This is a genomic window from Amedibacillus dolichus DSM 3991 (assembly GCF_000154285.1).
Classification (GTDB): Bacteria; Bacillota_I; Bacilli_A; order Erysipelotrichales; family Erysipelotrichaceae; genus Amedibacillus; species Amedibacillus dolichus.
Window position 1 is genome coordinate 228,742 of sequence record NZ_DS483477.1, and the last position, 23,874, is coordinate 252,615.

General features: G+C 39.8%; 20 protein-coding genes and 7 tRNA genes. 24 read left to right on the forward strand and 3 right to left on the reverse strand.

Annotation, left to right across the window (positions count from 1 at the left end; genetic code table 11):
* Positions 1 to 21: 21 nt before the first annotated feature.
* From EUBDOL_RS08315 to EUBDOL_RS08345, 7 genes are all read left to right on the forward strand, one after another.
* A complete protein-coding gene (locus EUBDOL_RS08315; protein ID WP_004800492.1) occupies positions 22 to 2,577 on the forward strand; it encodes an ATP-dependent Clp protease ATP-binding subunit in 2,556 nt (851 codons plus the stop codon).
* Between the two features lie 84 nt (positions 2,578 to 2,661).
* Positions 2,662 to 3,414 carry a peroxide stress protein YaaA gene (yaaA, locus tag EUBDOL_RS08320; protein WP_004800493.1) on the forward strand — a complete coding sequence of 251 codons (753 nt, stop codon included), beginning with the start codon at positions 2,662 to 2,664 and terminating at the stop codon, positions 3,412 to 3,414.
* A gap of 90 nt (positions 3,415 to 3,504) precedes the next feature.
* Positions 3,505 to 4,350, forward strand: a complete 846-nt coding sequence (locus EUBDOL_RS08325; RefSeq protein ID WP_004800494.1) for a DUF5685 family protein — start codon at positions 3,505 to 3,507, stop codon at positions 4,348 to 4,350.
* Positions 4,334 to 4,927, forward strand: coding sequence for a J domain-containing protein (locus EUBDOL_RS11870; protein ID WP_004800495.1), 594 nt, complete (start codon positions 4,334 to 4,336; stop codon positions 4,925 to 4,927). Before EUBDOL_RS08325 ends, EUBDOL_RS11870 begins: the two co-directional genes overlap by 17 nt.
* Positions 4,928 to 4,968: 41 nt before the next feature.
* Complete coding sequence (locus tag EUBDOL_RS08335; protein WP_004800496.1) at positions 4,969 to 5,616, forward strand: HAD family hydrolase; 648 nt, start codon at positions 4,969 to 4,971, stop codon at positions 5,614 to 5,616.
* A 63-nt stretch (positions 5,617 to 5,679) separates the two neighbouring features.
* Complete coding sequence (gene deoD / locus EUBDOL_RS08340; protein WP_004800497.1) at positions 5,680 to 6,399, forward strand: purine-nucleoside phosphorylase; 720 nt, start codon at positions 5,680 to 5,682, stop codon at positions 6,397 to 6,399.
* Between the two features lie 3 nt (positions 6,400 to 6,402).
* A complete protein-coding gene (locus EUBDOL_RS08345; protein ID WP_004800498.1) occupies positions 6,403 to 7,587 on the forward strand; it encodes a phosphopentomutase in 1,185 nt (394 codons plus the stop codon).
* Positions 7,588 to 7,688: 101 nt separating this feature from the next.
* Here the strand turns inward: EUBDOL_RS08345 and EUBDOL_RS08350 are convergent, their stop codons facing one another.
* Complete coding sequence (locus tag EUBDOL_RS08350) at positions 7,689 to 10,034, reverse strand: ATP-dependent DNA helicase (RefSeq protein WP_040463664.1); 2,346 nt, start codon at positions 10,032 to 10,034, stop codon at positions 7,689 to 7,691.
* Positions 10,035 to 10,263: 229 nt separating this feature from the next.
* Here EUBDOL_RS08350 and EUBDOL_RS08355 point away from each other — a divergent pair, with 229 nt between their 5' ends.
* The 17 genes from EUBDOL_RS08355 (at position 10,264) to EUBDOL_RS08435 (ending at position 20,730) form a co-directional block, all read left to right on the forward strand.
* Positions 10,264 to 11,205 carry a pseudouridine synthase gene (locus EUBDOL_RS08355; protein ID WP_004800500.1) on the forward strand — a complete coding sequence of 314 codons (942 nt, stop codon included), beginning with the start codon at positions 10,264 to 10,266 and terminating at the stop codon, positions 11,203 to 11,205.
* A 180-nt stretch (positions 11,206 to 11,385) separates the two neighbouring features.
* A complete protein-coding gene (locus EUBDOL_RS08360) occupies positions 11,386 to 11,697 on the forward strand; it encodes a hypothetical protein (protein WP_004800501.1) in 312 nt (103 codons plus the stop codon).
* A 26-nt stretch (positions 11,698 to 11,723) separates the two neighbouring features.
* On the forward strand, positions 11,724 to 12,758 hold the full coding sequence (locus EUBDOL_RS08365; protein ID WP_040463666.1) for a V-type ATPase subunit: 1,035 nt from the start codon (positions 11,724 to 11,726) through the stop codon (positions 12,756 to 12,758).
* A gap of 14 nt (positions 12,759 to 12,772) precedes the next feature.
* Positions 12,773 to 14,695, forward strand: coding sequence for a V-type ATP synthase subunit I (locus tag EUBDOL_RS08370; protein ID WP_004800503.1), 1,923 nt, complete (start codon positions 12,773 to 12,775; stop codon positions 14,693 to 14,695).
* 13 nt (positions 14,696 to 14,708) lie between these two features.
* Entirely contained in the window at positions 14,709 to 15,143 is a 435-nt protein-coding gene (locus tag EUBDOL_RS08375) for an ATP synthase subunit C (RefSeq protein ID WP_040463668.1), read from the forward strand.
* 15 nt (positions 15,144 to 15,158) lie between these two features.
* On the forward strand, positions 15,159 to 15,467 hold the full coding sequence (locus EUBDOL_RS08380; RefSeq protein ID WP_004800505.1) for a V-type ATP synthase subunit F: 309 nt from the start codon (positions 15,159 to 15,161) through the stop codon (positions 15,465 to 15,467).
* 10 nt (positions 15,468 to 15,477) lie between these two features.
* Positions 15,478 to 16,071 carry a V-type ATP synthase subunit E gene (locus EUBDOL_RS08385; RefSeq protein ID WP_004800506.1) on the forward strand — a complete coding sequence of 198 codons (594 nt, stop codon included), beginning with the start codon at positions 15,478 to 15,480 and terminating at the stop codon, positions 16,069 to 16,071.
* Between the two features lie 25 nt (positions 16,072 to 16,096).
* Entirely contained in the window at positions 16,097 to 17,848 is a 1,752-nt protein-coding gene (locus tag EUBDOL_RS08390) for a V-type ATP synthase subunit A (RefSeq protein WP_004800507.1), read from the forward strand.
* A 12-nt stretch (positions 17,849 to 17,860) separates the two neighbouring features.
* Positions 17,861 to 19,291 (forward strand): V-type ATP synthase subunit B, encoded by a 1,431-nt coding sequence (locus EUBDOL_RS08395; RefSeq protein WP_022420149.1) that lies wholly within the window; start codon positions 17,861 to 17,863, stop codon positions 19,289 to 19,291.
* Between the two features lie 14 nt (positions 19,292 to 19,305).
* Complete coding sequence (locus EUBDOL_RS08400) at positions 19,306 to 19,941, forward strand: V-type ATP synthase subunit D (RefSeq protein WP_004800509.1); 636 nt, start codon at positions 19,306 to 19,308, stop codon at positions 19,939 to 19,941.
* 153 nt (positions 19,942 to 20,094) lie between these two features.
* A tRNA-Arg gene (locus tag EUBDOL_RS08405) sits at positions 20,095 to 20,171 on the forward strand.
* 21 nt (positions 20,172 to 20,192) lie between these two features.
* Positions 20,193 to 20,269 (forward strand) — tRNA-Pro (locus tag EUBDOL_RS08410).
* Positions 20,270 to 20,281: 12 nt separating this feature from the next.
* Positions 20,282 to 20,358, forward strand: a tRNA-Met gene (locus tag EUBDOL_RS08415).
* A gap of 14 nt (positions 20,359 to 20,372) precedes the next feature.
* A tRNA-Ile gene (locus tag EUBDOL_RS08420) sits at positions 20,373 to 20,449 on the forward strand.
* Positions 20,450 to 20,461: 12 nt separating this feature from the next.
* Positions 20,462 to 20,552: transfer RNA gene (locus tag EUBDOL_RS08425), tRNA-Ser, on the forward strand.
* Positions 20,553 to 20,574: 22 nt separating this feature from the next.
* Positions 20,575 to 20,651 (forward strand) — tRNA-Met (locus EUBDOL_RS08430).
* 3 nt (positions 20,652 to 20,654) lie between these two features.
* A tRNA-Phe gene (locus EUBDOL_RS08435) sits at positions 20,655 to 20,730 on the forward strand.
* Between the two features lie 95 nt (positions 20,731 to 20,825).
* Here EUBDOL_RS08435 and EUBDOL_RS08440 read toward each other — a convergent pair.
* Together EUBDOL_RS08440 and EUBDOL_RS08445 are read right to left on the reverse strand one after the other, a co-directional pair.
* Positions 20,826 to 21,287: a GNAT family N-acetyltransferase gene (locus tag EUBDOL_RS08440; RefSeq protein WP_004800510.1), complete on the reverse strand. Its 462-nt coding sequence runs from the start codon at positions 21,285 to 21,287 to the stop codon at positions 20,826 to 20,828.
* Positions 21,288 to 21,516: 229 nt separating this feature from the next.
* On the reverse strand, positions 21,517 to 23,610 hold the full coding sequence (locus EUBDOL_RS08445) for a glutamine synthetase III family protein (RefSeq protein ID WP_004800511.1): 2,094 nt from the start codon (positions 23,608 to 23,610) through the stop codon (positions 21,517 to 21,519).
* Between the last annotated feature and the right edge of the window lie 264 nt (positions 23,611 to 23,874).

Genomic DNA, 23,874 nt, shown 5'->3' on the forward strand with positions numbered 1-23,874 from the left:
AGTGCTAAAGGAGTGATAGATATGAATTTTGAAAAGATGTCAGAAAAGCTGCAGGAGGTTATCATGCAGGCAGTGGAAATCTGCAAGAACTACCAGCATACATCTATTAGTACGATACAGATGCTGAAGGCCATTTTCGAAAATGATGTGCTAGATGGACTATATAAGCGTTTGAATATAGATAAAACTAAAGCACTGGCTATCATTGATGAGGAAATGGCGCGTGTGGCAACTGCCTCTAATGTGAATCCGCAATTTTCTTCTGAGGTAGCAAATGCTTTTCAACAAGCAGAGCAATGGAGCGCTTCGGTAAATGAAAGTTATATGAGCGTTGCGAGTGTTTGGATTGCATTGATGTTCAATAAAAGCTATATTTCCAAGAAATTGGTTAAAGAGTTTCATTTGAAGGAAGCTGATGTGAAAGAGGAAGAATTGAAACGTCGTGGCAATAAAACGATGGATACACCGAATGCCGAGAGCAATTTGGAAGCCTTAAGCAAATACGGTCGTGATTTAGTAGAAGAGGTAAAAAGCGGAAAGATCGATCCGATTATCGGACGTGATGATGAAATTCGTCGTGTAATTCAGATTTTATCTCGTAAGACGAAGAACAATCCGGTGTTGATTGGTGAGCCCGGTGTAGGTAAAACCGCAGTGGTTGAAGGAATTGCTTGGCGTATCATGAAGGGTGATGTTCCGGCTTCTTTAAAGGATAAGAAGCTGATTGAATTGGATATGGGCTCCTTGATTGCCGGCGCAAAGTATCGTGGTGAATTTGAAGAGCGTTTAAAGGCTATTCTTGAAGAAGTAAAAAATGCACAGGGTGGTATCATTCTGTTTATTGATGAGATTCATAATTTGGTTGGAGCAGGGAAAAGTGAGGGCTCCATGGACGCAGGAAATATGCTAAAGCCGATGTTGGCACGTGGAGAGTTGCGTTGTATCGGTGCAACAACCTTTAAAGAATATCGACAGTATATTGAAAAAGATGCTGCTTTGGAACGTCGTTTCCAACGTGTTCAGGTTGCTGAACCTACAGTGGAGGATACCATCAGTATCTTGCGTGGTTTAAAAGATCGTTTTGAATCTTACCATGGGGTGAAAATTTTAGATGAAGCGATTTTGGCAGCCGCAACCTTATCCAATCGCTATATTACCGATCGTTTCTTACCGGATAAGGCAATTGATTTGGTTGATGAAGCTTGTGCAACCTTACGAGTAGAGATGGAATCTATGCCACAGGAGCTTGATGAGCTGCAACGTAAAATCATGCAGCTGCAAATCGAAGAAACGGCTTTAAAAAAGGAAGAGGATAAGAAATCCTTGGAACGCTTGGCGGAAATTCGTCAGGACTTAAAAGAGCTGCAACTGAAAAAAGATGAGCTATATACAAAATGGGAAGATGAAAAGGCTGTTTTGGAGGAAAGTAAAGATGCTAAGGTAAAGTTGGAAAAGGCACGCTTAGATTTGGAACAGGCACAAAATGAAGCTCGTTATGAGGACGCGGCGAAATTACAATACGCTACGATTCCTCATCTTGAAAAGCTTATTAAGGAGCAGGCAGAGAATAATCACGAAGATGCATTGATTCAAGAAACCGTCAATGAAGAAATGATTGCTAAAATTGTTTCTCGTTGGACAGGTGTAGAGGTTGCACGTTTGGTTGAAAGTGAGCGTAAGAAGCTTTTACAGCTAAAGGAAGCCTTGCAAAAGCGTGTAGTTGGGCAAGATCAAGCCTTAGAATTGGTAACTGATGCTATTCTTCGCAGCAAAGCGCAGATTCAAGACGAAAACCGACCAATCGGAAGTTTCTTGTTCCTAGGTCCGACCGGTGTTGGTAAAACCGAGGTTGCTAAAGCATTAGCACAACAGCTGTTTGATAGCGAAAGTCATATCGTACGTATTGATATGAGTGAATATATGGAAAAACACAGCGTTTCCCGTTTGATTGGTGCTCCTCCCGGATATGTCGGTTATGATGAAGGTGGACAGCTGAGTGAAGCGGTACGCAGAAATCCATATTCTATCGTTTTGTTTGATGAAGTTGAAAAAGCTCACCCAGATGTATTTAATGTTTTATTACAGATTTTAGATGACGGTCGCATTACCGATTCAAAGGGTGTAACGGTTGATTTTAAGAACACATTGTTGATTATGACTAGTAATCTTGGCAGTCAATTTGCTTTTGATAGCGAAGGACGCGATGAAAAGTATATGCAGGAAGTTAAGAAATACTTTAAACCGGAGTTTATTAACCGTATTGATGAAATCATTGTATTTAATGCCTTAGATGAAAGTATGCTGTCAAAGATTGCGCACAAATTTATGAATGAGTTGCGTGAACGCTTGGCACACAAGGATATTGAATTGCGTGTAAGTGATGCGGTATATCGAAATATTGCAACGCAGGGTGTGGATCCGGTATATGGAGCTCGTCCGATGAAGCGTTATATTCAGCGTAATATCGAAACCTTGATTGCTCGTAAAATGATTGAAGGCAATGCCGGAAAAGATAGTGTGATTTCGGTTGATGTCCAAAACGATGCGTATGTCGTTCATATTGAAGATAAAGAATAACAGTGGCCGAAGCTGCTGTTTTCTTTATAAATACTTGACTTTTTTTGATGGTATGGCTATGCTACAAGCAAGGTAGGTGAAGGTATGTTGATTTTGATATCTCCGGCTAAGCGTATGCGCAGTCATGTGGATTTTCTTGATGCGAAAGGAAAGCCTCCTTTTTTGAAACAAAGCAAGCGTTTGTTAGAGGAATTAAAGACGAAAGGGCTAGTGGAAATTCAACATCTTTTACATTGTAATGAAGGTATTGCCAAGGAAGCGATGCAACAATATCAATCCATGGATATAGAATATGGTAAGGTTCCGGCTTTATTGGCGTTTGATGGAATTCAATATACCTATATGCGACCGGATTTGTTTTCCGATGAAGCCTTTTGTTATTGTGAACAGCATCTGTATATTCTTTCCGGTTTTTATGGGGTGTTAGGCAGCATGGACGGAGTTTGCCCTTATCGTTTGGAGTTAGATAATCCATTCTCCGCATCTTTTTGTAAGAACTTATATGCGTATTGGAAAGATGACTTGTATCGTTATGTTGCGGCAAAAGATTCTTGCTTACTTGATCTTACCAGCAAGCAATATGGAAAAATTATCAAACGCTATCAAGATGACGATGTACGTATTGTTACCTGTCGTTTTTATGAAAAGGAGCCGAGCGGATTAAAGGAAAAGGGTGTTTATGTGAAAATGGCAAGAGGAGAAATGGTACGCTGGTTGGCAGAATCAAATATCACGAGGGTGGAGGACGTAAAAGCATTTTCGCAGTTAGGATATAGCTACAGTGAACAGCATTCGCATCATGAGGAATTTGTTTTTATAAGAAACGCCAAGAGATGAATTTTGTGGAATCATGTTATTTTATAGGCGTAGCTTGAAATTTTAGATAGAACAGTTTACACTATACAAGGAGTTTCGAATGGAGGAGCTATGTTTGGATATATCGTTGTGAATAAGCCGGAGTTGAAAATAAAGGATTTTGATGTGTATCAGTCTTTTTATTGTGGCCTTTGCCGTAGCCTTCATAGCATGTTTGGACGTCGCTCGCAAATTACATTGAATTATGATTTGACTTTTTTGGCTGTTTTATTAAGTGGCCTATACGAACCTAAGCAAACGCTTCATGAGGAGCGCTGTATTGTTCACCCAATGCAAAAACATAAAAAGCTTGCGAATCCATGCATCGAATATGCCAGTGAAATGACAGTTGTTTTAACCTATTTGAAATGTGAAGATGATTGGTTAGATGAGAGACGCTATACAAGTTTTACCATGAGAAAGCTGTTAGCAAAAAGCTATCGGCAATTGGAAAGAAAGTACCCCGAAAAGATAAAACGTATTGAACAGGCTTTAAAGGAAATTCATGTCTTGGAGCAGCAGCAATCCCATGATATTGATTTGCTTGCGAAATGCTTTGGAGCGGTTATGGGGGAAATTGTTTGTATGAAAGAGGACGAATGGAAGCATAGGCTGTATGAATTGGGCGACTATTTGGGACGTTTTGTATATTTGTTAGATGCTTATGATGACATTGAGCGAGATATTCAAAAAAAGCAGTTTAACCCATTGATGGAACTATATGCACAAAAAGACTTTGATAAGCGTGTGCAGGCAATGTTAGAAATTATGATTGCAAAGTGTGCGGAAGCTTTTGAAGGCTTACCGATTTTAGAATATATAGATATTTTAAGGAATATTTTATATTCCGGTGTTTGGTCAAAATATGAAATGATTAGAAAGAAAAGATTAGGTGAAGAAGATGCAGGATCCATATAGTATCCTTGGCGTTGCTCATAACGCCAGTGATGAAGAAATAAAAAAAGCATATCGCCGGCTGGTAAAAAAATATCACCCGGACGTGAATAAAAATCCGGGCGCAGAAGAAAAGTTTAAAGAAATTCAAAATGCCTATGATACCATTATGGACGCTAAAAAACGAGGCGATAGCGGTAATTTTTGGCAAAATACATATAGCTATAACAGCTATGGCAATAGTGGCGGTATGAATGACTATCAAAGCGTTGTAAGTTTGTTGAACGCCATGCGCTATGCAGAGGCAAATCAAATTTTACAACAGATGCAGACACGTGGTGCAGATTGGTATTATTTAAGTGCGATTGCCAACTATGGTATGGGAAATCAGATTGCGGCAATGGACTATGCTGAAAGGGCATGTCAAATGGATCCGGCGAATCAACAGTATCGTCAGCTTTATGCACAGCTATCTAATGCTCGAGGACGTTATCAAAATATGCGTGGAGGATATACGGTTAGCGGAAATGATTTCTGTTGTCGTTTGATTGCCTGCAGCATGTGCTTTAATTGCTGTGGCGGAGGATTTTTCTGTATATAAGATTCGATAAAGACATATCCTAAAAGAATAGGAGGGTGGCGATGAAGATAAAGCATATTATATGGGATTGGAATGGAACATTGTTAGATGATTTAGATGTCAGTATGGCAGCTTTGAATGAGGTTTTAAAAAGTGAACAGCTTCCGCTAGTTTTGGATAAAGAGGAATATCGCCAGTATTTTCAATTTCCGGTTATTAAATATTATGAAAAGGTCGGCTTTGATTTTGCCAAAACCCCCTTTGATGTTTTAGCAAAGCGTTATATGGATTACTATCAGCCTCATAGCTTCGCCTGTCCACTGCATGAGGGAGCTGTAGAGCTTTTAAAGGATTGCCGAGAAAAAGGAATCCATCAATCCCTTCTTTCGGCTACCAAGCTAGATTTTCTTTTCCGTCAAATTGATCATTATGGAATACGTTCGTATTTTGAACATATTTGCGGTTTGGATAATAGCCATGCGCATTCAAAAGCAGAGTTGGCAAAAGCGTTTGTATCAAAAAATCATTTCGATCGCTCTTGTACGGTTTTTATAGGAGATAGTGTGCATGATTATGAGGTCGCAAGCTATGCAGGGTGTCGTTGTATTTTGATTGCCAACGGACATGAACATATCTCAAAGCTAGAAGCATGCGCTACGCCGGTGCTGAAGGATATCTATGAATTGAAAAAACTATTATCGGCAGTGTGAAAAGCATTGCCTTTTTTGAAAGCTCTCGCTACAATAAAGATAATAAGGTAAGGAGGGGTTGTCATGGCAACACCACATAATGAAGCTTCTTTCGATGAGATTGCCCGCATTGTTTTGATGCCGGGAGATCCATTGCGTGCGAAGTATATCGCCGAGCATTATTTAAGTGAAGCAGTTTGCTTCAACACAGTACGTAATATGCTTGGATATACCGGTTATTATAAAGGTAAGAAAATCAGTGTTATGGGAAGTGGTATGGGAATGGCAAGCATCGGTATTTATTCCTATGAGCTATTTCATGATTACGATGTGGAGTATATTCTTAGAATCGGCAGTGCCGGTGCTTATAGTGATGAATTACAGCTGTTTGATATGGTACTGGCGGAAAGTGCTTGGAGTGAATCCACTTATGCCAAAGCGCAGGGAGGAGAAACAAGTGATGTATTGTATCCGAGCTTAAAAATGAATGCGTGTATTCGAAAAAATGCCGATAAGCTAGGAAAACCATTGCATATCCACCGCATTCATTCCAGTGATGTATTTTATCATGAAGCGAATGTTCCCGATTGTGAGGATTTTTGTAAGGAACATGGCTGTATGTGTGTAGAAATGGAAAGCTTTGCCTTGTTTCATAATGCCAAGCAGTTAGGAAAACAGGCGGCTTGTCTATTGACGATTTCCGATTCTTTGATTACTCATCAGGCAACAAGTGCGAAAGAGCGAGAAACCTCTTTTCATGAAATGATGGAGCTGGCTTTTGAAAGTGCCATCGCCTTGGTGTAGCTTATGAAGTATAAACGTATATTCACGATCGTGATTGATAGTTTGGGAATCGGAGCCATGGAAGATGCGGCTATGTATGGTGATGAAGGCAGCGATACCTTAGGACATATTGATGAGAAAATGGAGTCCTTTCATATACCGAACCTGCGCAAATTGGGCTTGGCGAATTTGCACCCCTTGAAGCATGTAGCGCGGATCGAAGAACCAATCGGTTTATATACACGCTTAAAGGAACAAAGTGCAGGTAAGGATACCATGAGCGGACATTGGGAAATGATGGGTTTGCGTATTCAAAAACCATTTCAAACTTTTAGTGAAAACGGATTTCCTAAAGAATTGATTGCGGAGCTGGAAAAGCGTACCGGACGTCATATCATCGGTAATAAGGCTGCCAGTGGTACGGAGATATTGAAGGAACTTGGAGAGCGGGAACTGAAATATAACGAGCTGATCGTTTATACATCGGCTGATAGTGTTTTACAAATTTGCGGACATGAGGAATATATGGGGCTAGATACCTTGTATGAGTATTGTCGTATTGCGCGGGAATTGACCATGGAGCCAAAATGGCGGGTTGGACGTGTGATTGCACGACCATATATCGGTAAAGATGCGCATAGCTTTCAAAGAACGAGCAATCGCCATGATTATGCTTTAAAGCCGTTTGGAAAAACAGCTTTAAATGTATTGTGTGAAGCAGGCTATGATGTGATCGGTATCGGCAAGATTCGTGATATTTTCGATGGGGAAGGTATTCGTGAAGCATATACATCGAAAAGCAGTATCGAGGGTATGGATCAAACCATTGCGCTGGCACAAAAGGATTTTTGTGGCTTATGCTTTGTGAATTTAGTCGATTTTGATGCGAAATGGGGGCATCGTCGCGATCCGCTTGGATATGGCAAGGAACTAGAAGCCTTCGATTGCAAGCTGGGGGAACTGTTACAGGTGTTGAAAGATGATGATTTATTGATGATTTGTGCCGATCATGGCAACGATCCGATCTTTAAGGGCAGTGATCATACCCGAGAATATGTACCTCTGTTATTGTATGCAAAGCATTTTAATCATACCGGAAGATTACGTGATGGTGATAGCTTTGCGCTGATCGGAGCTACCATTGTGGATAATTTTGGTTTAACAATGCCAAAGGGTACGATTGGCACAAGCATCTTAAAGGAATTATAGAAGGCTGTTTCTAGGGGTTAAAAAACAGAAAAAGGAGATTTTTAATGGCTGTTTCATTCAACCATGTTAGAAATCTCCGTTTTTTTATAAGGAAGTAAGTCTTAATCGGATAGCGCCTTTTTCCAAAATGCCTGTGTAGAGGAGCGAACCTCTTGCGGTGTATGAACAATGGTGTAGGGGTGCAGATGCGAAGGTAAAGCACCTCGATAATGCAGGCTGGTATAACGTTCATCAATAAATAGTAAAATACCCTTATCTTCATGAGAGCGAATCAAACGTCCGGCAGATTGCAAAATCTTATTCATACCGGGATATTGGTAGGCATAGGCGTAGCCTTGTTGATTTTCTTCATCGAAATGTTGGCGAATTAAATCGGAATAAGGATTAATCTGTGGCAAACCGACACCGACGAGAATAACACCGATTAAGGCATCGCCTTTTAAATCGATTCCTTCACTAAACATACCGCCGCAAACACAGAAATAAAGACGCAAATGCTTGCTGATTTGGAATTGAGCAAGAAAGGTTTGTTTTTCTTCTTCTGTCATATCCTGCTGTTGATAAAAGACATCAATATCCGGATAGCTTTTTATGAAATGCTCGTAAAGCTGCTTCATGTAGGCATAGCTTGGCGCAAAGAGAATATAATTTCCGTTTCGTTGGGTTATGGTGGCATATAATAGCTCACAGATAGCATCAATGCTTTGCGAGCGTTGACGATATCGTGTGGAAATTTGATTGGCAATCATAACGTGGACATGCTCTTTTGGAAAAGGAGAGGGTAATGATAGACGTTTGGAATCATGATTACCGCCAAGCAGAGTTAAATAGTAGTCAATTGGCGAGAGAGTGGCGCTGAAGAAGATGGTAGCACGTCCTTTGCGTAAAATATTTTTGATTGGCTGGGAAGGATTCATACAGTATTGGCGTATCCATACATCTTGCTTTTGACGTTGGATACAGGTGGTGAAATGCTCGTCATAAAATTCAGCAATTCGCTGATAATGGAGAGCTTTGAAATATAACTCACGAAGTGCATCTTCCATTTCGTTTTCATGGATACCTTCCAGATATTCGTTAAGCTCGTTGGTAAGCTTTTCAAGGCATTGTAAGAAAAAGGGCATTGCTTCCTTTTGGGCGAGAAAGTCTAGTTGTTTTTCTTCGCATTGCTTGCGTAAAGAGATGAATTGCTTGTTGAGGTGATGATGAGCTTTATGCAACTTTGCAAAGCTTTTTGGAATATAAGCCTTGATGATTTGAAAATCCTGTTTGGAAAGCTCTGCGCTATACATTTCTCTTGCTCGATCAACTAGGTTATGTGCTTCGTCAACAAGGAAGAGGTAGTTTCCTTTGTCGATAAAAAAGCGTTTGAGATATACGCGAGGATCAAAGACATAGTTGTAATCTCCGATGATTACATCGCTGTATTCACAAGCATCTAATCCTAGTTCAAAAGGACAAACAACATATTTTTTGCCATATTCTACAAGCCTTTCGTAATCTATGAAATCATGTTGGGTGATGAGCTCATACAAAGCATTTTTATTACGGTTATAATATCCTTTCGCATAAGGACAATTTTGCGGATCACAGTTTCTTTCGGCTAATAAACAAATTTTATCTTTAGCGGTAATAGCGACACTTTTAAAATGCAGATTTTGCTTGTATAGCTGCTGCAAAGCGTCATAGGCAACTTGTGCGGTTATATTTTTGGCACATACATAAAAGATTTTTTCGATTTTTCCCTCACCGATGGCTTTTAATCCTGGAAAGAGTGTGGAAATTGTTTTGCCGATACCGGTGGGAGCTTGTGCGAATAGAATGTCGTGATCTAAAATGGTCTTATATACCGCTATGGCAAGCTTACGCTGTCCCTTGCGATATTCTGGAAACGGAAAAACCAACCGCTGTAAATCGGAAGTGCTTGTGGTGTGGATAGTATGCGATATATTTGCCCAACGCAAGTATTGCTTTAAAGTATCAAGATAGAAGTCTTTAAGTTCTTGAAAGGTTTTGACTTGATCGAAACTTTTGATTTTCTGTTCGTTGATTTGATAATAGGTCAAGCGTATCGTAAGTTGTGTACATGCATGGTTACAAAGATAGAAATAGCCATAACAGTAGGCTTGCGCCAAGTGGACAAGCTGTCTTTCTTCCAGCTGTTCATAAGGTATGGCAGTTGATTTGATTTCCTCTAAAATAACTTGGTGATCTTGAATAATAATCCCATCGGCACGTCCTTCAATGGTAAAGCAAACATTATCAAGCGTCGTAGTGTTGGATAAAAAAACCTCGCTTTGATAATGTTCACCGCCCTGTGCTTGTAGTTGGCGATGAATTCGACTTCCCAAATTGGCGCGTTCGATATTGTTAAAGGAGGCGATTAAATCTCCGCTTTGATAAACGAATTCTACTAACGTACGTACCGACATTTTACAGCTTATCATTTCATTACCTCCCGATATGTATATTTTATTTGTTTTCAAAATGAAATTCAATGTATAATAAATGCGAGCTTTCACATTTTTATGGATAAGAATGAAATAGTATCGCAAAGCTGTAATTGCTTTTTGAATTACTCATTTGTTTGTAGTATATAGAAAAACAGTGATAGCTAAAGGTTGAATTAAAAAATAGCGAAGTCTGCAAGAGGAGAAATAGAAAAGAGGTGGCAATATGAGAGAAATCGTGATTGGAAAAAATGACTGTGATCAGCGTGTGGACAAATTCTTAAGTAAGGCACTTCCCACGCTTCCCAAAAGCCTAATGTATAAAGCAATACGCAATAAAAAAATCAAGGTCAATCGGAAGCGCTGCGAAATTTCTCAGCGTTTGCAAGAGGGAGATACGATGCAGCTGTTTTTAGCGGAGGAGTTTTTTATGACGCAAATAGATACTGCGTTTTTAAAGGTTCCAAGTGAGTTGGATATCGTTTATGAAGATGAAAACTTATTGATCGTTAATAAGGCGAAGGGACTGCTTGCCCATCGTGATCAAAAGGTGGGACAGGATAATCTTATGGATCGCATTTTGCATTATTTATATATTCATAAGGAATATGATCCGCGTATGGAAAACAGCTTTGTCCCGGCTTTGTGTCATCGCATTGATCGCAATACGCAGGGACTTGTCATTGCAGCGAAAAATGCTGCCAGTTTGCGTGCTATGAATGCCCATATCAAGCAAAGGAAAGTAAGAAAAAAATATGTATGCATTGCACAAGGTGTGTTTGATAAGCGACAGGAGCACGTTTTATTGTATCATTGTAAAACGAAGGATAATGTTGCGCATATTTTGCCATACCCTAAGGAAGGCTATAAGCCTATCGAAATCAACTATCAGATAAAGGAGCAAAAAAAGCAGTATGCCTTGGTAGAGGTAGAATTGTTAAGTGGTAAGAGCCATCAAATTCGAGCGATGTTGGCATATCTTTCGCACCCTTTGTATGGTGATGTCAAATATGGGGCGAAGCATACGGCTGCTAAACATTATCAAATGCTTTGTGCATATCGAATCGAATTTGTTTGGAAGCAGGAAGATGTATTGGCGAATATGAGAGGGCGTGTCATAGAGCTGGATAAGATTGATTTAATAGATACTTTTCATGCTTTGAAATAGTAAAACGACTCTTTGGAAAATGACAGGACAATAAAGATCTTGTCTTTTTTTTGTAGGGAAATATGATGGAAAATAATGGTTTTTTGATGTGCTGAAATCTTTAAGAATATGACTTGAAAGTGTGTTGTAAAAGGTTTATACTTTCAACGTAGTAAAAGAGCAAGAAGGAGGTAATCGCTTTTGGATAGAATATTAAAGGATATTGTAGCAGCGGATAAAGAAGCTCGTAAAAGGGTGCAGGAGAAAAAGACGGAATGCTTGAATATTCAGCATCTTGTGGAAGCGAAAAAAGCGGAAACCAAAGCGAAATACGAGCAGGAAAATCTTGCGTTGCTGGAGGCAAAAAAGCAAGCCTTTGAGGTAGAAAAAGCACAGGCTTTAAAAGCAGCAAAGCAGGAATTTGATAAACAAGCCGAGGCTCTAAAGCAAACATATAAAGCTCATAAAGATGAATGGGTCCAACATATTTATGAACATTGTATTCATCAATAAGGTCATTAGCAAGGGAGGTGGTGCTTGTGAGTAAAGCGAGTGGAGCCATTATCGCCAAAGCGAAGGCAATGTATGGAGCGAACTTAAAGGAAGCAGATTATCTTGAGCTTGTACGCAAGCACAGTGTAGCGGAAGTGGTGTCGTATTTAAAAAATGAAACGAACTATCGAGATATTTTGAAAGATGTTCGTGAAAACAATATTCATCGCGGACAGCTAGAGGTCTTGTTGCGAGAGGAATTGTTTCAGCGACAGTTGGCACTTTATCGCTATGCTGATGCTTCCTTGAAGGACGTTTTCCATGTCCAGTTGGAAGAAGTTGAAATCGAACTGATTTTAAATTGTGTGCGAATGCTTATTTCCGATTCTTTTGCGGAAGGAATTGCCGATTTACCGTTCTTTCTTAAGGATTATTTGAATTTTTCCCTTGTTGATTTAGGGAAGGTTCGCTCCTATGAGGAATTGTTGGCACTGTTGGCTAAGACACATTACGCATCAATTTTAATGAAGCATCGCTGCCAAAGAGGTGAAGAACTGAAGTTGAACTATGCACATATTGAGCATGATTTAATGCAGCTATACTATGAGCGAATGCTTGCAAGTATTCAAAGACAAAAAAGCAAGAAGGTGCGAAAGCAGCTGCAAGAGCTGGCAACGGCATTATTGGATTTTGATAATCTGACAAAAATTTATCGTTTAAAGAAATATTTTCATTTAAGCGATGATTTGGTTCGCTCCTCCCTCATGGAAGTGCAAGGCTATCATTCCAAAGTTCCATTAGAGGAAATGATCGCTTGCAGTGATGAGCAAGCCATGCGCAAATGGCTGCATACATGTAAGTATCATGTGGAACTGCAAGAGCATGACTATATAGAGCAGGGTTTTGAAAAAATACGTTATAAAGAAGCCGGTAAGCTATTTCAATATTCCTTAGATGCCTATACGGTTTACAGCAGCTATCATCTGATGATGCGGCAGGAATTGGAAAATTTGATTCATATTATTGAGGGAATTCGTTATCAGGTTCCCTGTGAGGAAATTGAAAAGCAATTGATTTATTAAGAAAGGAGACTCCCATGGCAATAGCAAAAATGAAGCTGGTTAGTATCAGTGGCGACAATGAGTATTTAGATGATGTGCTGCTGCGGTTTGTGGATTTGGATTGTATGCACCCGGAACCGGCGAGTAAGTTTGTGGACAGTGTGCATGGACTAACAACATTAAATGATGAAAATCCAGTCAGCGAGCTGCTGAATCATTTTTATGAAATTGTTGAAGATATGAAGCTCGATGTTAAGGAAATGAAATCGCGTGATAAGGATTATGATGTCAAAAAGATGCAGGAAACACTAGACACTTATTATCATCGTTATAGCAAGGCTTTAGCGGTGCGTAAGGATTTGGAAAAGGTGATTCATGAAAATGAAGATGCCTTGGTACAGGTACGCAATATCGAAAGCAGTGATCTGAATTTAGATGATTTATTCGAATGTGAATATATTAAGATTCGTTTTGGACGCTTGCCGCTAGACAGTGTGGAAAAACTGCAATATTATCGAAATCACCCGTTTGTGTTTAAATCATTTAACAGTGATCAAACCTATAGCTGGTGTGTGTATATTACAACTGCGAAATTTGAAGGCGATGTAGATAATATTTTTTCATCTTTGTATTTTGAACGTATCCGCATACCGGAATTTGTTCACGGTACTCCAGAGCGAGCGAAGGAAATGCTGCAAGAGGAAATTGACAGCGATGTCTTGCAGCTTGCCCATGTCGATGAGGTAATGGAAGCAATCAAAGCGGAATGCAGTGATGAATTTGCTTATATCAAAGCGGAATTGGAATTTATCAATCATACGTATGAGGCTCGTAAGTATGTGGTAGGTTTAGGGGAGCGCTTTTCGATCATCGGTTTTGTGGCGGAAGATGATATTGAAAAATTAAAAGCAATTTATGCAGATTTGAAAGAGGTGGATATTGAAGTGCGTCCGGCGCATAGTGATAAGCGTTTGTCGCCGCCAACCAAGATTAAGAATGGGTGGTTTGCCAGGCCTTTTTCGATGTTTGTAGAAATGTATGGGGTACCGGAATACGGCAGCTTTGATCCAACACCGTTTGTCGCAATTACATATTCTTTATTGTTCGGTATCATGTTCGGTGATTTAGGACAGGGAGCGGTGTTGATGCTGGTCGGTTATCTTGCTTATAAATGGAAGGGTATGCGACTTGGAGAAATCGGTGTGCGAATCGGAATTATGTCTTGTATCTTTGGAACCATTTACGGCTCGGTATTCGGAAATGAAACTTTGTTGAATCCGTTGTATGAAACCTTATTTCACATGGAAGAAAAGCCGATTGAGATCATGACGAGCGAGTTTATTCCTATTTTACTGATCGTATCGATTATTATCGGTGCGGTACTGATGCTGATTAGTATGGTGATGAATATTATATTGCAATGGAAAAATCACAATATCGGAGAAATGCTGTTCTCTCACAATGGAATTGCCGGCTTGATTTTTTATGGCTCACTTGTCGGTGGTGCGGGACTACAGTTAGGACTTGGTATCAATGTTTTCGGAAATAAGCTTTATATTTTAGGATTGATTCTTGTGCCGCTTATCGTTATTTTCTTGAAAGAGGCCTTGATCCATAAGCTGGAGCATGAAAAGCTGTTTCCAAATGGCTTTGGCGCTTATTTTACCGAAAGTTTCTTTGAATTGTTTGAAATCTGTTTATCGTATGTAACCAATTCGATTTCTTACCTGCGTGTCGGAGGCTTTGTTTTATCCCATGCCGGTATGATGATGGCTGTAACGCTTTTGATGAGCATGGCAGGAAGCGGAAGTCTTTTCGTGGCAATACTGGGAAATATCTTTGTTATGTGCTTGGAAGGACTGATTGTCGGTATTCAGGTGCTTCGTCTTGAATTTTATGAAATGTTCTCTCGCTATTTTACAGGCAGAGGAATTGCGTTTAATGCTATGAATAACTAAGGAGGAAAATGTTATGTTGACTATGTTTGAAATGCTATTACCATTGATTTTGATTGTTTTGATTACGTTGCCGCTGATTCCGGTGTTTAAAGGAAAGAAAAGCATCTCTACGGCAAAGCGTCGTATGCTTACACATGTATGTTGCTTTTTCGCAATACTTTTGGTATCTGTTTTCTTTACGGCAACAAAGGCGCATGCCGCTATGGAGGGTGCGGAAACAACGGTATCGTTAGGAGCAGGTCTTGGCTATATCGCTGCGGCTTTGGCAACCGGCTTATCTGCACTTGGTGCCGGTATTGCCGTTGCGGCTGCTGCTCCGGCAGCAATCGGAGCTTTTTCCGAAAATGAAAAGAACTTCGGTAAATCTATGATTTTCGTTGCGATGGGTGAAGGTGTTGCAATTTACGGTTTGTTGATTTCTATTATCATCGTTTTGATGAAACTATAGAATTGTAGGAGCGATATGAAATTTTATCTGTTAAGTGATAACATTGATACACAGATGGGAATGCGTTTGGCCGGTATTGAGGGCGTTGTTGTGCATGAGCGCCGTGAGGTGTTAGAAGCACTTGAAAAAGCGATGCATATAGAAGATATAGCGGTTATATTGATTACTACCAAACTTGTGCAAACCTGTCCGAATGTTATCTCGGAATTGAAGCTAAGACAGAAAAAACCGCTGATTGTCGAAATACCGGATCGCCATGGCTCTACCGATATCGGAGAGGTTATGGACGCCTATGTATCGGAAGCAATCGGGGTAAAGCTATGAGGTGAACAAAATGCTAGATGATAAAATAAAAATCGAGGACTATTTTGTGGAAGAAATCAAGCGTGTCAGTCAATTGGAAATTGATGCACTTGATGAACAAATCAAAAAAGCACATGAGGAATCCTTTACGCAAATGCAGAAGGAGCTTGCAAGTGAGGCTGCTTATGAACGTGAAAGTCGCATGAAGGAACTGGAAAGCGAGCAAAGCATAGAACTTAGCAAATTACAGGAAAAGCTGCATCATGATTTGCTTGCCCAACGCTCGGCAATTGCTGAGGAAGTATTTGCAGCGGTACGATCAAAATTGATAGATTTTACGCAGAGCAAAGAATATGAAACATATTTGTTGGATAAGGTAAAAGAAGCAGCTGCATTAGGGTATGGAGAAGCATGCTTATATGTTGGTAAAAAGGATTTTAAGCGCCTTTCTGCTTTATGTGAAGCCTTTGGAAAATGCGAAGGTAAGATCGATGAAGATATTGTACTAGGTGGATTGCGTGTGGAATATGAGGCACAGGGAATTGTGTTAGATGAAAGCTTTGATACGAGTTTAGAAGAACAAAAGGAATGGTTCTATGCCAATGCAGGATTGTATGTGAAGTAATCCAAGATAGGCAAGAGGTGATAATGTGAGTGAAAATGTAATTTATTCAATTAACGGACCGGTTGTAAAGGTAAAGGATACAAAAGATTTTTCAATGCTTGAAAAAGTTTATGTCGGACACAAGCGTCTGATGGGAGAAGTAATTTCCGTTTCTAAAGCCGCTACTACGATACAGGTATATGAATCCACAACCGGTTTGCAGCCGGGAGAACCGGTGGAAGCAACCGGCGGACCGATTTCCGTAACGCTCGGACCGGGGATTTTACGCAATATTTTTGATGGAATCGAACGTCCTTTAAAAGCAATTGCCGAAACATCAGGAGCATTTATTGCGACCGGAAGTGATGTTGCACCACTTGATGAGGAAGCTTTATGGGACGTTACGGTTCAGGTGGAAATCGGCGATATGGTGAAAGGTGGACAAGTGTATGCGACCATTCCGGAAACCGATCTGATCGAGCATCGTTGTATGATTCCGCCATTTATGAGTGGGGAAATTATCGAAGTTGCGGAAAACGGGAAATATCGTATTCATGATAAAATCGTTAAGCTACGTGATGAGAAGGGAATCGTTCATGAGCTAAGTCTTATACAGAAATGGCCGATCAAGCAGGCACGTCCGGTAACCAAGCGTTTGCCAATCAGCGTACCTCTGATTACCGGACAACGAATTTTCGATACCCTATTTCCGATTGCCAAGGGTGGTACGGCTGCTATCCCCGGTGGCTTTGGAACAGGAAAGACCATGACGCAGCATCAATTGGCAAAATGGTGCGATGCCGATATCATCGTATATGTCGGCTGCGGAGAACGCGGAAATGAAATGACACAGGTGCTAGAGGAATTTTCCGAATTGATCGACCCTAAATCCAATCGTCCTTTAACAGATCGAACGGTATTGATCGCAAATACCTCCAATATGCCGGTTGCAGCACGTGAAGCAAGCATTTATACCGGTTTAACATTGGCGGAGTATTATCGCGATATGGGATATCATGTAGCTATTATGGCAGATTCGACTTCACGTTGGGCTGAAGCATTGCGCGAAATCAGCGGACGTTTGGAAGAGATGCCGGCAGAAGAAGGTTTTCCTGCTTATCTTCCTTCCCGTATTTCACAATTTTATGAGCGTGCCGGTTATATGGAAACCTTAAATCATCAAAACGGATCGGTAACGATCATCGGTGCCGTGTCTCCTCAAGGAAGCGATTTTTCGGAACCGGTAACGCAAAATACAAAGCGATTTGTACGATGCTTTTGGGCACTTGATAAGGCACTTGCTTATGCAAGACATTATTTTGCAATCAATTGGAATGAATCCTATTCGGAATATGTAACGGATCTATCGAAATGGTATAACAAAAACGTTCATGAACGCTTCTTGCGAAACCGCCAACAGATCATGAGCCTTTTAGCTGAAGAAACAAAACTGATGGAAATCGTAAAGCTGATTGGTAGTGATGTACTTCCGGAGGATCAAAAGCTGGTCATTGAGATTTGCAAGGTCATTCGTGTCGGTTATTTGCAGCAGAATGCTTTTCATGCGGAGGATACATATGTTCCGTTAGAAAAACAACTGCGTATGATGGATATCATTTTATATTTATATAAGAAAAGTAAAGAATTGATAGCTACCGGGAAACCGATTAGTGAGGTAGCTGCACAAGGAATTTTCGAAAAGGTAACAAAAATGAAGTACGATGTGCCAAATGATCACATTGAAATGTTTGATGATTATTATGCAATGATTGATGAAGCCATTGCAAAGGTTGCGTAAGGAGGTTAGCCTATGAGCATTCAATATATGGGGCTGAGTGAAATCAGCGGACCGCTAATCTTTTTGGACCATGTGCAAAATGCAAGCTATGAAGAAATGGTAGAAATCAAATGCGGTGATGGGACGACTCGTTATGGACGTGTTGTTCAGCTTGATGGACAGCGTGCTGCTGTTCAAGTATTTGAAGGGACAAATGCAATGTCGCTTACAAATACCAAAACAAGGTTTACCGGAAAACCGATGGAGCTTGCTTTATCAAAAGAACTGCTTGGCAGAGTTTTCAGCGGCAGTGGAAAAGCAATTGACGGATTGCCGGAAATTTATGCCCAAAAGCGTGCAGATATCAATGGACAGCCATTAAATCCGGTTTCTCGTGTGTATCCGAGAAACTATATCAATACCGGAATCTCCAGTATTGATGCCTTAACGACCTTGATTCGAGGGCAGAAGCTGCCGATTTTTTCGGGAAGTGGTATGCCGCACAATGAGTTAGCTGTGCAGTTGGTAAAACAGGCGAAGATCGCCGATGGTGATGGCAAGAACTTCTGTATTGTATTTGCGGCAATGGGTGTTAAAAATGACGTAGCCGATTACTTTAAACGTAGCTTTGAGGAAGCAGGAGTTATGGATCGTGTCGCTATGTTTGTGAATTTATCCAATGATCCGATTATCGAGCGTACCTTAACCCCGCGCTGTGCTTTAACGGCAGCAGAATATCTTGCGTATGAGCATGATATGCATGTGCTTGTTATTTTGACCGATATAACCTCTTATTGTGAAGCTTTACGTGAGTTTTCCAGCAGTAAGGGAGAAATTCCCGGACGAAAAGGATATCCCGGATATTTATATTCGGATTTAGCTTCCTTATATGAAAGAGCCGGTATTATCAAAGGTGCTAAAGGAAGTGTTACTCAAATTCCGATTTTGACAATGCCTAATGATGATATTACCCACCCAATCCCGGATTTAACAGGATATATTACGGAAGGACAAATCGTACTTGATCGTTCGTTAAATCAAATGGGAATTTATCCACCGGTCGGTATCCTGCCCTCTCTTTCACGTCTGATGAAGGACGGCATTGGAGAAGGCTATACAAGAAAGGATCATTCTGATGTTTCCAATCAGTTGTTTGCGGCTTATGCGAAAGTACAAGATGCCCGTAGCCTAGCATCGGTTATCGGAGAAGATGAATTAAGTGAGATCGATAAAAAGTATATGATGTTTGGTTCCTATTTTGAACAGTATTATCTGAATCAAGGGGCAGATGAAAATCGTAGTATAGAAGAAACCTTAGATTTGGGTTGGGACTTGTTGTCGATTCTTCCACGTGAAGAGTTGGATCGTGTGGATAATGAAGTATTGGATCAATTTTATAACCATGAAAGAGCAGTTCAGCGTTTTGGTATAAAAGAAGAAGTTATTATTGCGGAGTTAGCGTAGGATAGGTAGCTGCTATGGCGAATAAACAGGTCTTTCCGACAAAAGGAAATTTAATCGCAACCAAAAAATCCAATGCTTTGGCTCACATGGGATACGAATTGATGGATCGCAAGCGTAATATTTTAATTCGTGAAATGATGGGACTATTAGATGATGTTAAGCTGCTGCGCGATGAAATCACACAAACCTATGCAGAAGCGTATCGAGCCTTACAGCTTGCCAATATGTCCTTGGGAGTAATTTCCGCAATGGCAGAAGCAGTACCGATCGATACTGGACTGCATGTAAGCTATCGTAGTGTGATGGGAGTGGAGATTCCTAAGCTTAGCTATGATAAGCAGGAAATTAAGCCGACGTATGGTCTTGAGCGAGCTAATTCAAAGCTAGACTATGCATATACTTGTTTTCAAAGAGTAAAAGAAATGAGCGTTGTGTTAGCGGAGGTTGAAAACAACGTCTATCGTTTAGCAAATGCAATTCGTAAATCACAAAAACGTGCCAATGCTTTGAAAAATATCGTTATTCCGGAATTTGAACATAATATCAAATTTATTACCGATGCTTTGGAAGAAAAAGAACGTGAGGAATTTTCGCGTCAGAAGGTTATTAAAAGAAATAAAGATTCACAAATGCAAATGGAGCGTAAATAGCGTTCCATTTCTTATTTTATAGAGGATATTTTAAAAGGAAATAGCATTTTCTTGAATTTTCTATAAATTTTAATAAAAAAATTAAAAAAAGACTTGCATAACTTCAAGTTATTTGTTATTATATTAAGGCACTGATGAAGTGCTGAAAATAGTGCGCCCATAGCTCAACTGGATAGAGCGTTTGACTACGGATCAAAAGGTTGCGGGTTCGATTCCTACTGGGCGCGCCATTCTTATTAAAAAATGAATATCGGGATGTAGCACAGCTTGGTAGTGCACTTGATTTGGGATCAAGGGGTCGCAGGTTCGAATCCTGTCATCCCGACCATTAAATTTAATTGGCTGGGTAGCTTAGTTGGCTAGAGCATCCGGTTCATACCCGGAAGGTCGCGAGTTCGAGTCTCGCCCCCGCCACCAATTTTGCTAAACTTGGACCCTTAGCTCAGTTGGTCAGAGCATCCGGCTCATAACCGGTGGGTCGTAGGTTCGAGTCCTACAGGGTCCACCAATTCATACAGTTGGAGGAATACCCAAGTGGTTGAAGGGTCCGGTCTTGAAAACCGGTAGGTCGGGAAACTGGCGCCTGGGTTCGAATCCCAGTTCCTCCGCCATTCAAAATTAAATCTTATACATCGCGGGGTAGAGCAGTCTGGTAGCTCGTCGGGCTCATAACCCGGAGGTCGTTGGTTCAAATCCTTCCCCCGCAACCAAATGGTTCCATAGCTCAGTTGGTAGAGCAAAGGACTGAAAATCCTTGTGTCCCTGGTTCAATTCCTGGTGGAACCACCATTTAAAAAATAAACGCTTAAGCTATATATGAGTTTAAGTGTTTTTTTATATTTATCAAGATTACTTAGTAGAATAGTTTTTATACAATGAATAAACTATCGTAATGCCATGACATAAACTTGACATGGATTATGTGTATCCCATAATGTAGGAAATACTTCAAATTCATGAAATCCCTGAGCAAGATAAAACCTATTGGTTTGATCATATAGTTCATAGCACCCCATTTTCACTGTTTTTACTTGTAGAAATAAATATTTTTGTTTATAAGCATATTCTTTGGCTACAGCTATCAGATCCGTTCCTACTCCTTGATGATGGTATTTTCTTAATACTCCCATTGCGGCAAGCTCTATTGTTGATGTTCCTGTTTGTTTAAGATATACAAAGCCGATAGGAATATCTTCATCAAATGCACTGAAAAAAGGATATTTTATACTTTCGTTTATATATTCTTCACGTGCTTCGGCAATTCCAAACCATTCCGGTAATGCTTCAAGTATCTGCCGGGTAATTGCTTGCTTCCGCATCGTATCGGTAATTTCGATAATTTTCATATTGCATGACCCCCTTATTACATAAATATACCATTGTTTTTTTTGCTTCAATTAGATAGACTGATTTTAGATAGTAAGTAGCTAAATATTTTTGATGTGTAATCTATGAACCTATTATACTTTTTTATTATTTGTATGTATATGATTTTTTATGGGTATGGAATACAATAAATCATAAAAAAAAAGTACGGCTATGCTAATTTCATAACCGTACCTTATGTAAATATAATTATTGCATGGCTAGAAACATATCATCGTAAGTAGGGAAAGGGTAATTCTCTCGGGAAATAGCTTCTTCTACTTTATCAATGATATCGCCTAAAGAATTGATCATCGGTACTACGACTTCATCAAGATAATATGCCTTCTCACGACTGTTCTTTGTTTTATTGCGTTCCTCCATGGCTTTTTTTAAGGTGTGGTAGGCATTGTCGAGTTTGTCTAGTAAAGATAGCAGGTAGTCTAGTTTTCTTGTAAAATAAGCATTTGTTTTACCCAATGCATTTTGAGCATCGGCATAAAATTGAATTTCTTTAACTAGTGCTGGCAAAATATCTTTTTTACTTACATCTAATAGTGTCAGCACCTCTACCTTAACGGATTTTCGATACTCTTCGATTAGAATATCAACACGTGCTTCAAGCTCTGTTTTATTATATACACCATTGCGTTCAAACATTTTTACGCTTTCTTCTGCAATAAGGGAATCAATAGAATGCAAGTAATGAGGAATGTTAGGAAGTCCACGTTTTTTTGCTTCATGCAGCCATTCCTCGGAATAACCGTCCTTGGAAAATAAGACACGGGAGTGCTTTTGCAAGATAGCACGGCAAATATCCAATGATTTTTTACGAATATCATCAATATATTTATAGTTGGATAATTCATCGGCGATTCGACATAAGGAATCGGCAACAATGGAATTTAAAATAATGTTGGTCGTAGAAGCACTGCGGCTGCTTCCAACCATGCGAAATTCAAATTTATTTCCGGTAAAAGCAAAAGGAGAAGTACGATTGCGATCGCTGGTATCTTTTGGAACATAGGAAAGATTAGCAATTTCATAGGGCTGTGTTTCGACCTTATTTTTCAGTTCGCTATCGCCGCGGCGAAGTTTATCCAATACAATCTCCAATTCATCTCCCATACAGATAGAAACAATAGCGGGAGGAGCTTCATGTGCTCCTAAACGATAATCGTTGCCATAGCAGCTTGCTGCCATTCTCAGCATTTCCGCATGCTTATCGACAGCTTCAATGATGGCACAAACAAATAATAAGAAACGAATATTTTCATGAGGTCGATCACCCGGTTCTAAAAGGTTTTGACCATCGTCAGTAACAAGCGACCAGTTGTTGTGCTTACCGCTACCATTTACTCCGCGAAAAGGTTTTTCGTGAAGCAGACAAGCAAAGCCATGCTTTTCCGCTTGCTTTTTTAATACGTCCATAATAATCAGGTTTTGATCAACGGCAATATTGACTTCATTAAACAAAGGAGCTAATTCAAATTGACAAGGAGCAGCTTCATTATGCTCGGTTTTAGCATAAATACCTAATCGCCATAGTTCCTTATCGACATCTTCCATAAATGCTTGGACACGTGTAGGAATACTGCCGAAGTAATGTCCTCTCAGATCCATGCTTTTCGGTGGCATGGTGCCAAATAAAGTACGTCCGGTGTGAATGAGATCTTTACGTTCATGATACATTTGATTATCAATAAGGAAGTATTCCTGTTCTAAGCCTACCATGGCGTGAACACGTTTAATATCCTTATCCTTAAAAAGATTGACAATACGGGTAGCTTGCCTGCTAATGGCCTCTACCGATTTTAAAAGAGGGGCCTTTTTATCAAGTGTTTCTCCATTATAGGAAACAAAGATAGTAGGAATGCAGAGTACATGATCTCGTATAAAGGCAGGAGAGGTGCAATCCCAATAGGTGTAGCCACGAGCTTCAAAGGTTGCACGAAGTCCACCGCTAGGAAAGCTAGAGGCATCTCCTTCTCCTTTGATTAGGGATTTTCCACTGAAGCGTGAGATGGGTTGGTTGTATTCTCCCGGTTCGATAAAACTATCATGTTTCTCGGCAGTGGAGCCGGTTAGCGGTTGGAACCAATGGGTAAAATGCGTTGCGCCTTTTTCCATTGCCCAGGTTTTCATAGCATGTGCGATAGCATCTGCGGTAGGACGATCCAAAGCATCTTCTTTGTTCGTTGCTGTTTTCCATTTTGTATAAATAGGGTGGGGCAGGCATTCCTTCATTACCTGCTCACTAAATAGATTTATTCCGAATTCATCGAAAGGGTGTGTAGTATTCATAAAACAATCCTCCTTTATTGAAATTTTACCTTAAATTATAAAAAAAGTATAGAAAATCTCTAATAAAAATACAATTATTTCATTTACTTTAAAAAATATAAGTAAAAAATGCTTTTAAAAATGAAAAACATATATATAAATACAAATTTAAAAAAGATTAGAGTATGTGAAATTATCGGATTATTTAAAAAGTGTATGCAAATTTTTTGGAAATGTTGTAAAATGAAGATAACGAAAGCAACGTATCTTTTTTTAGAAAAAAGA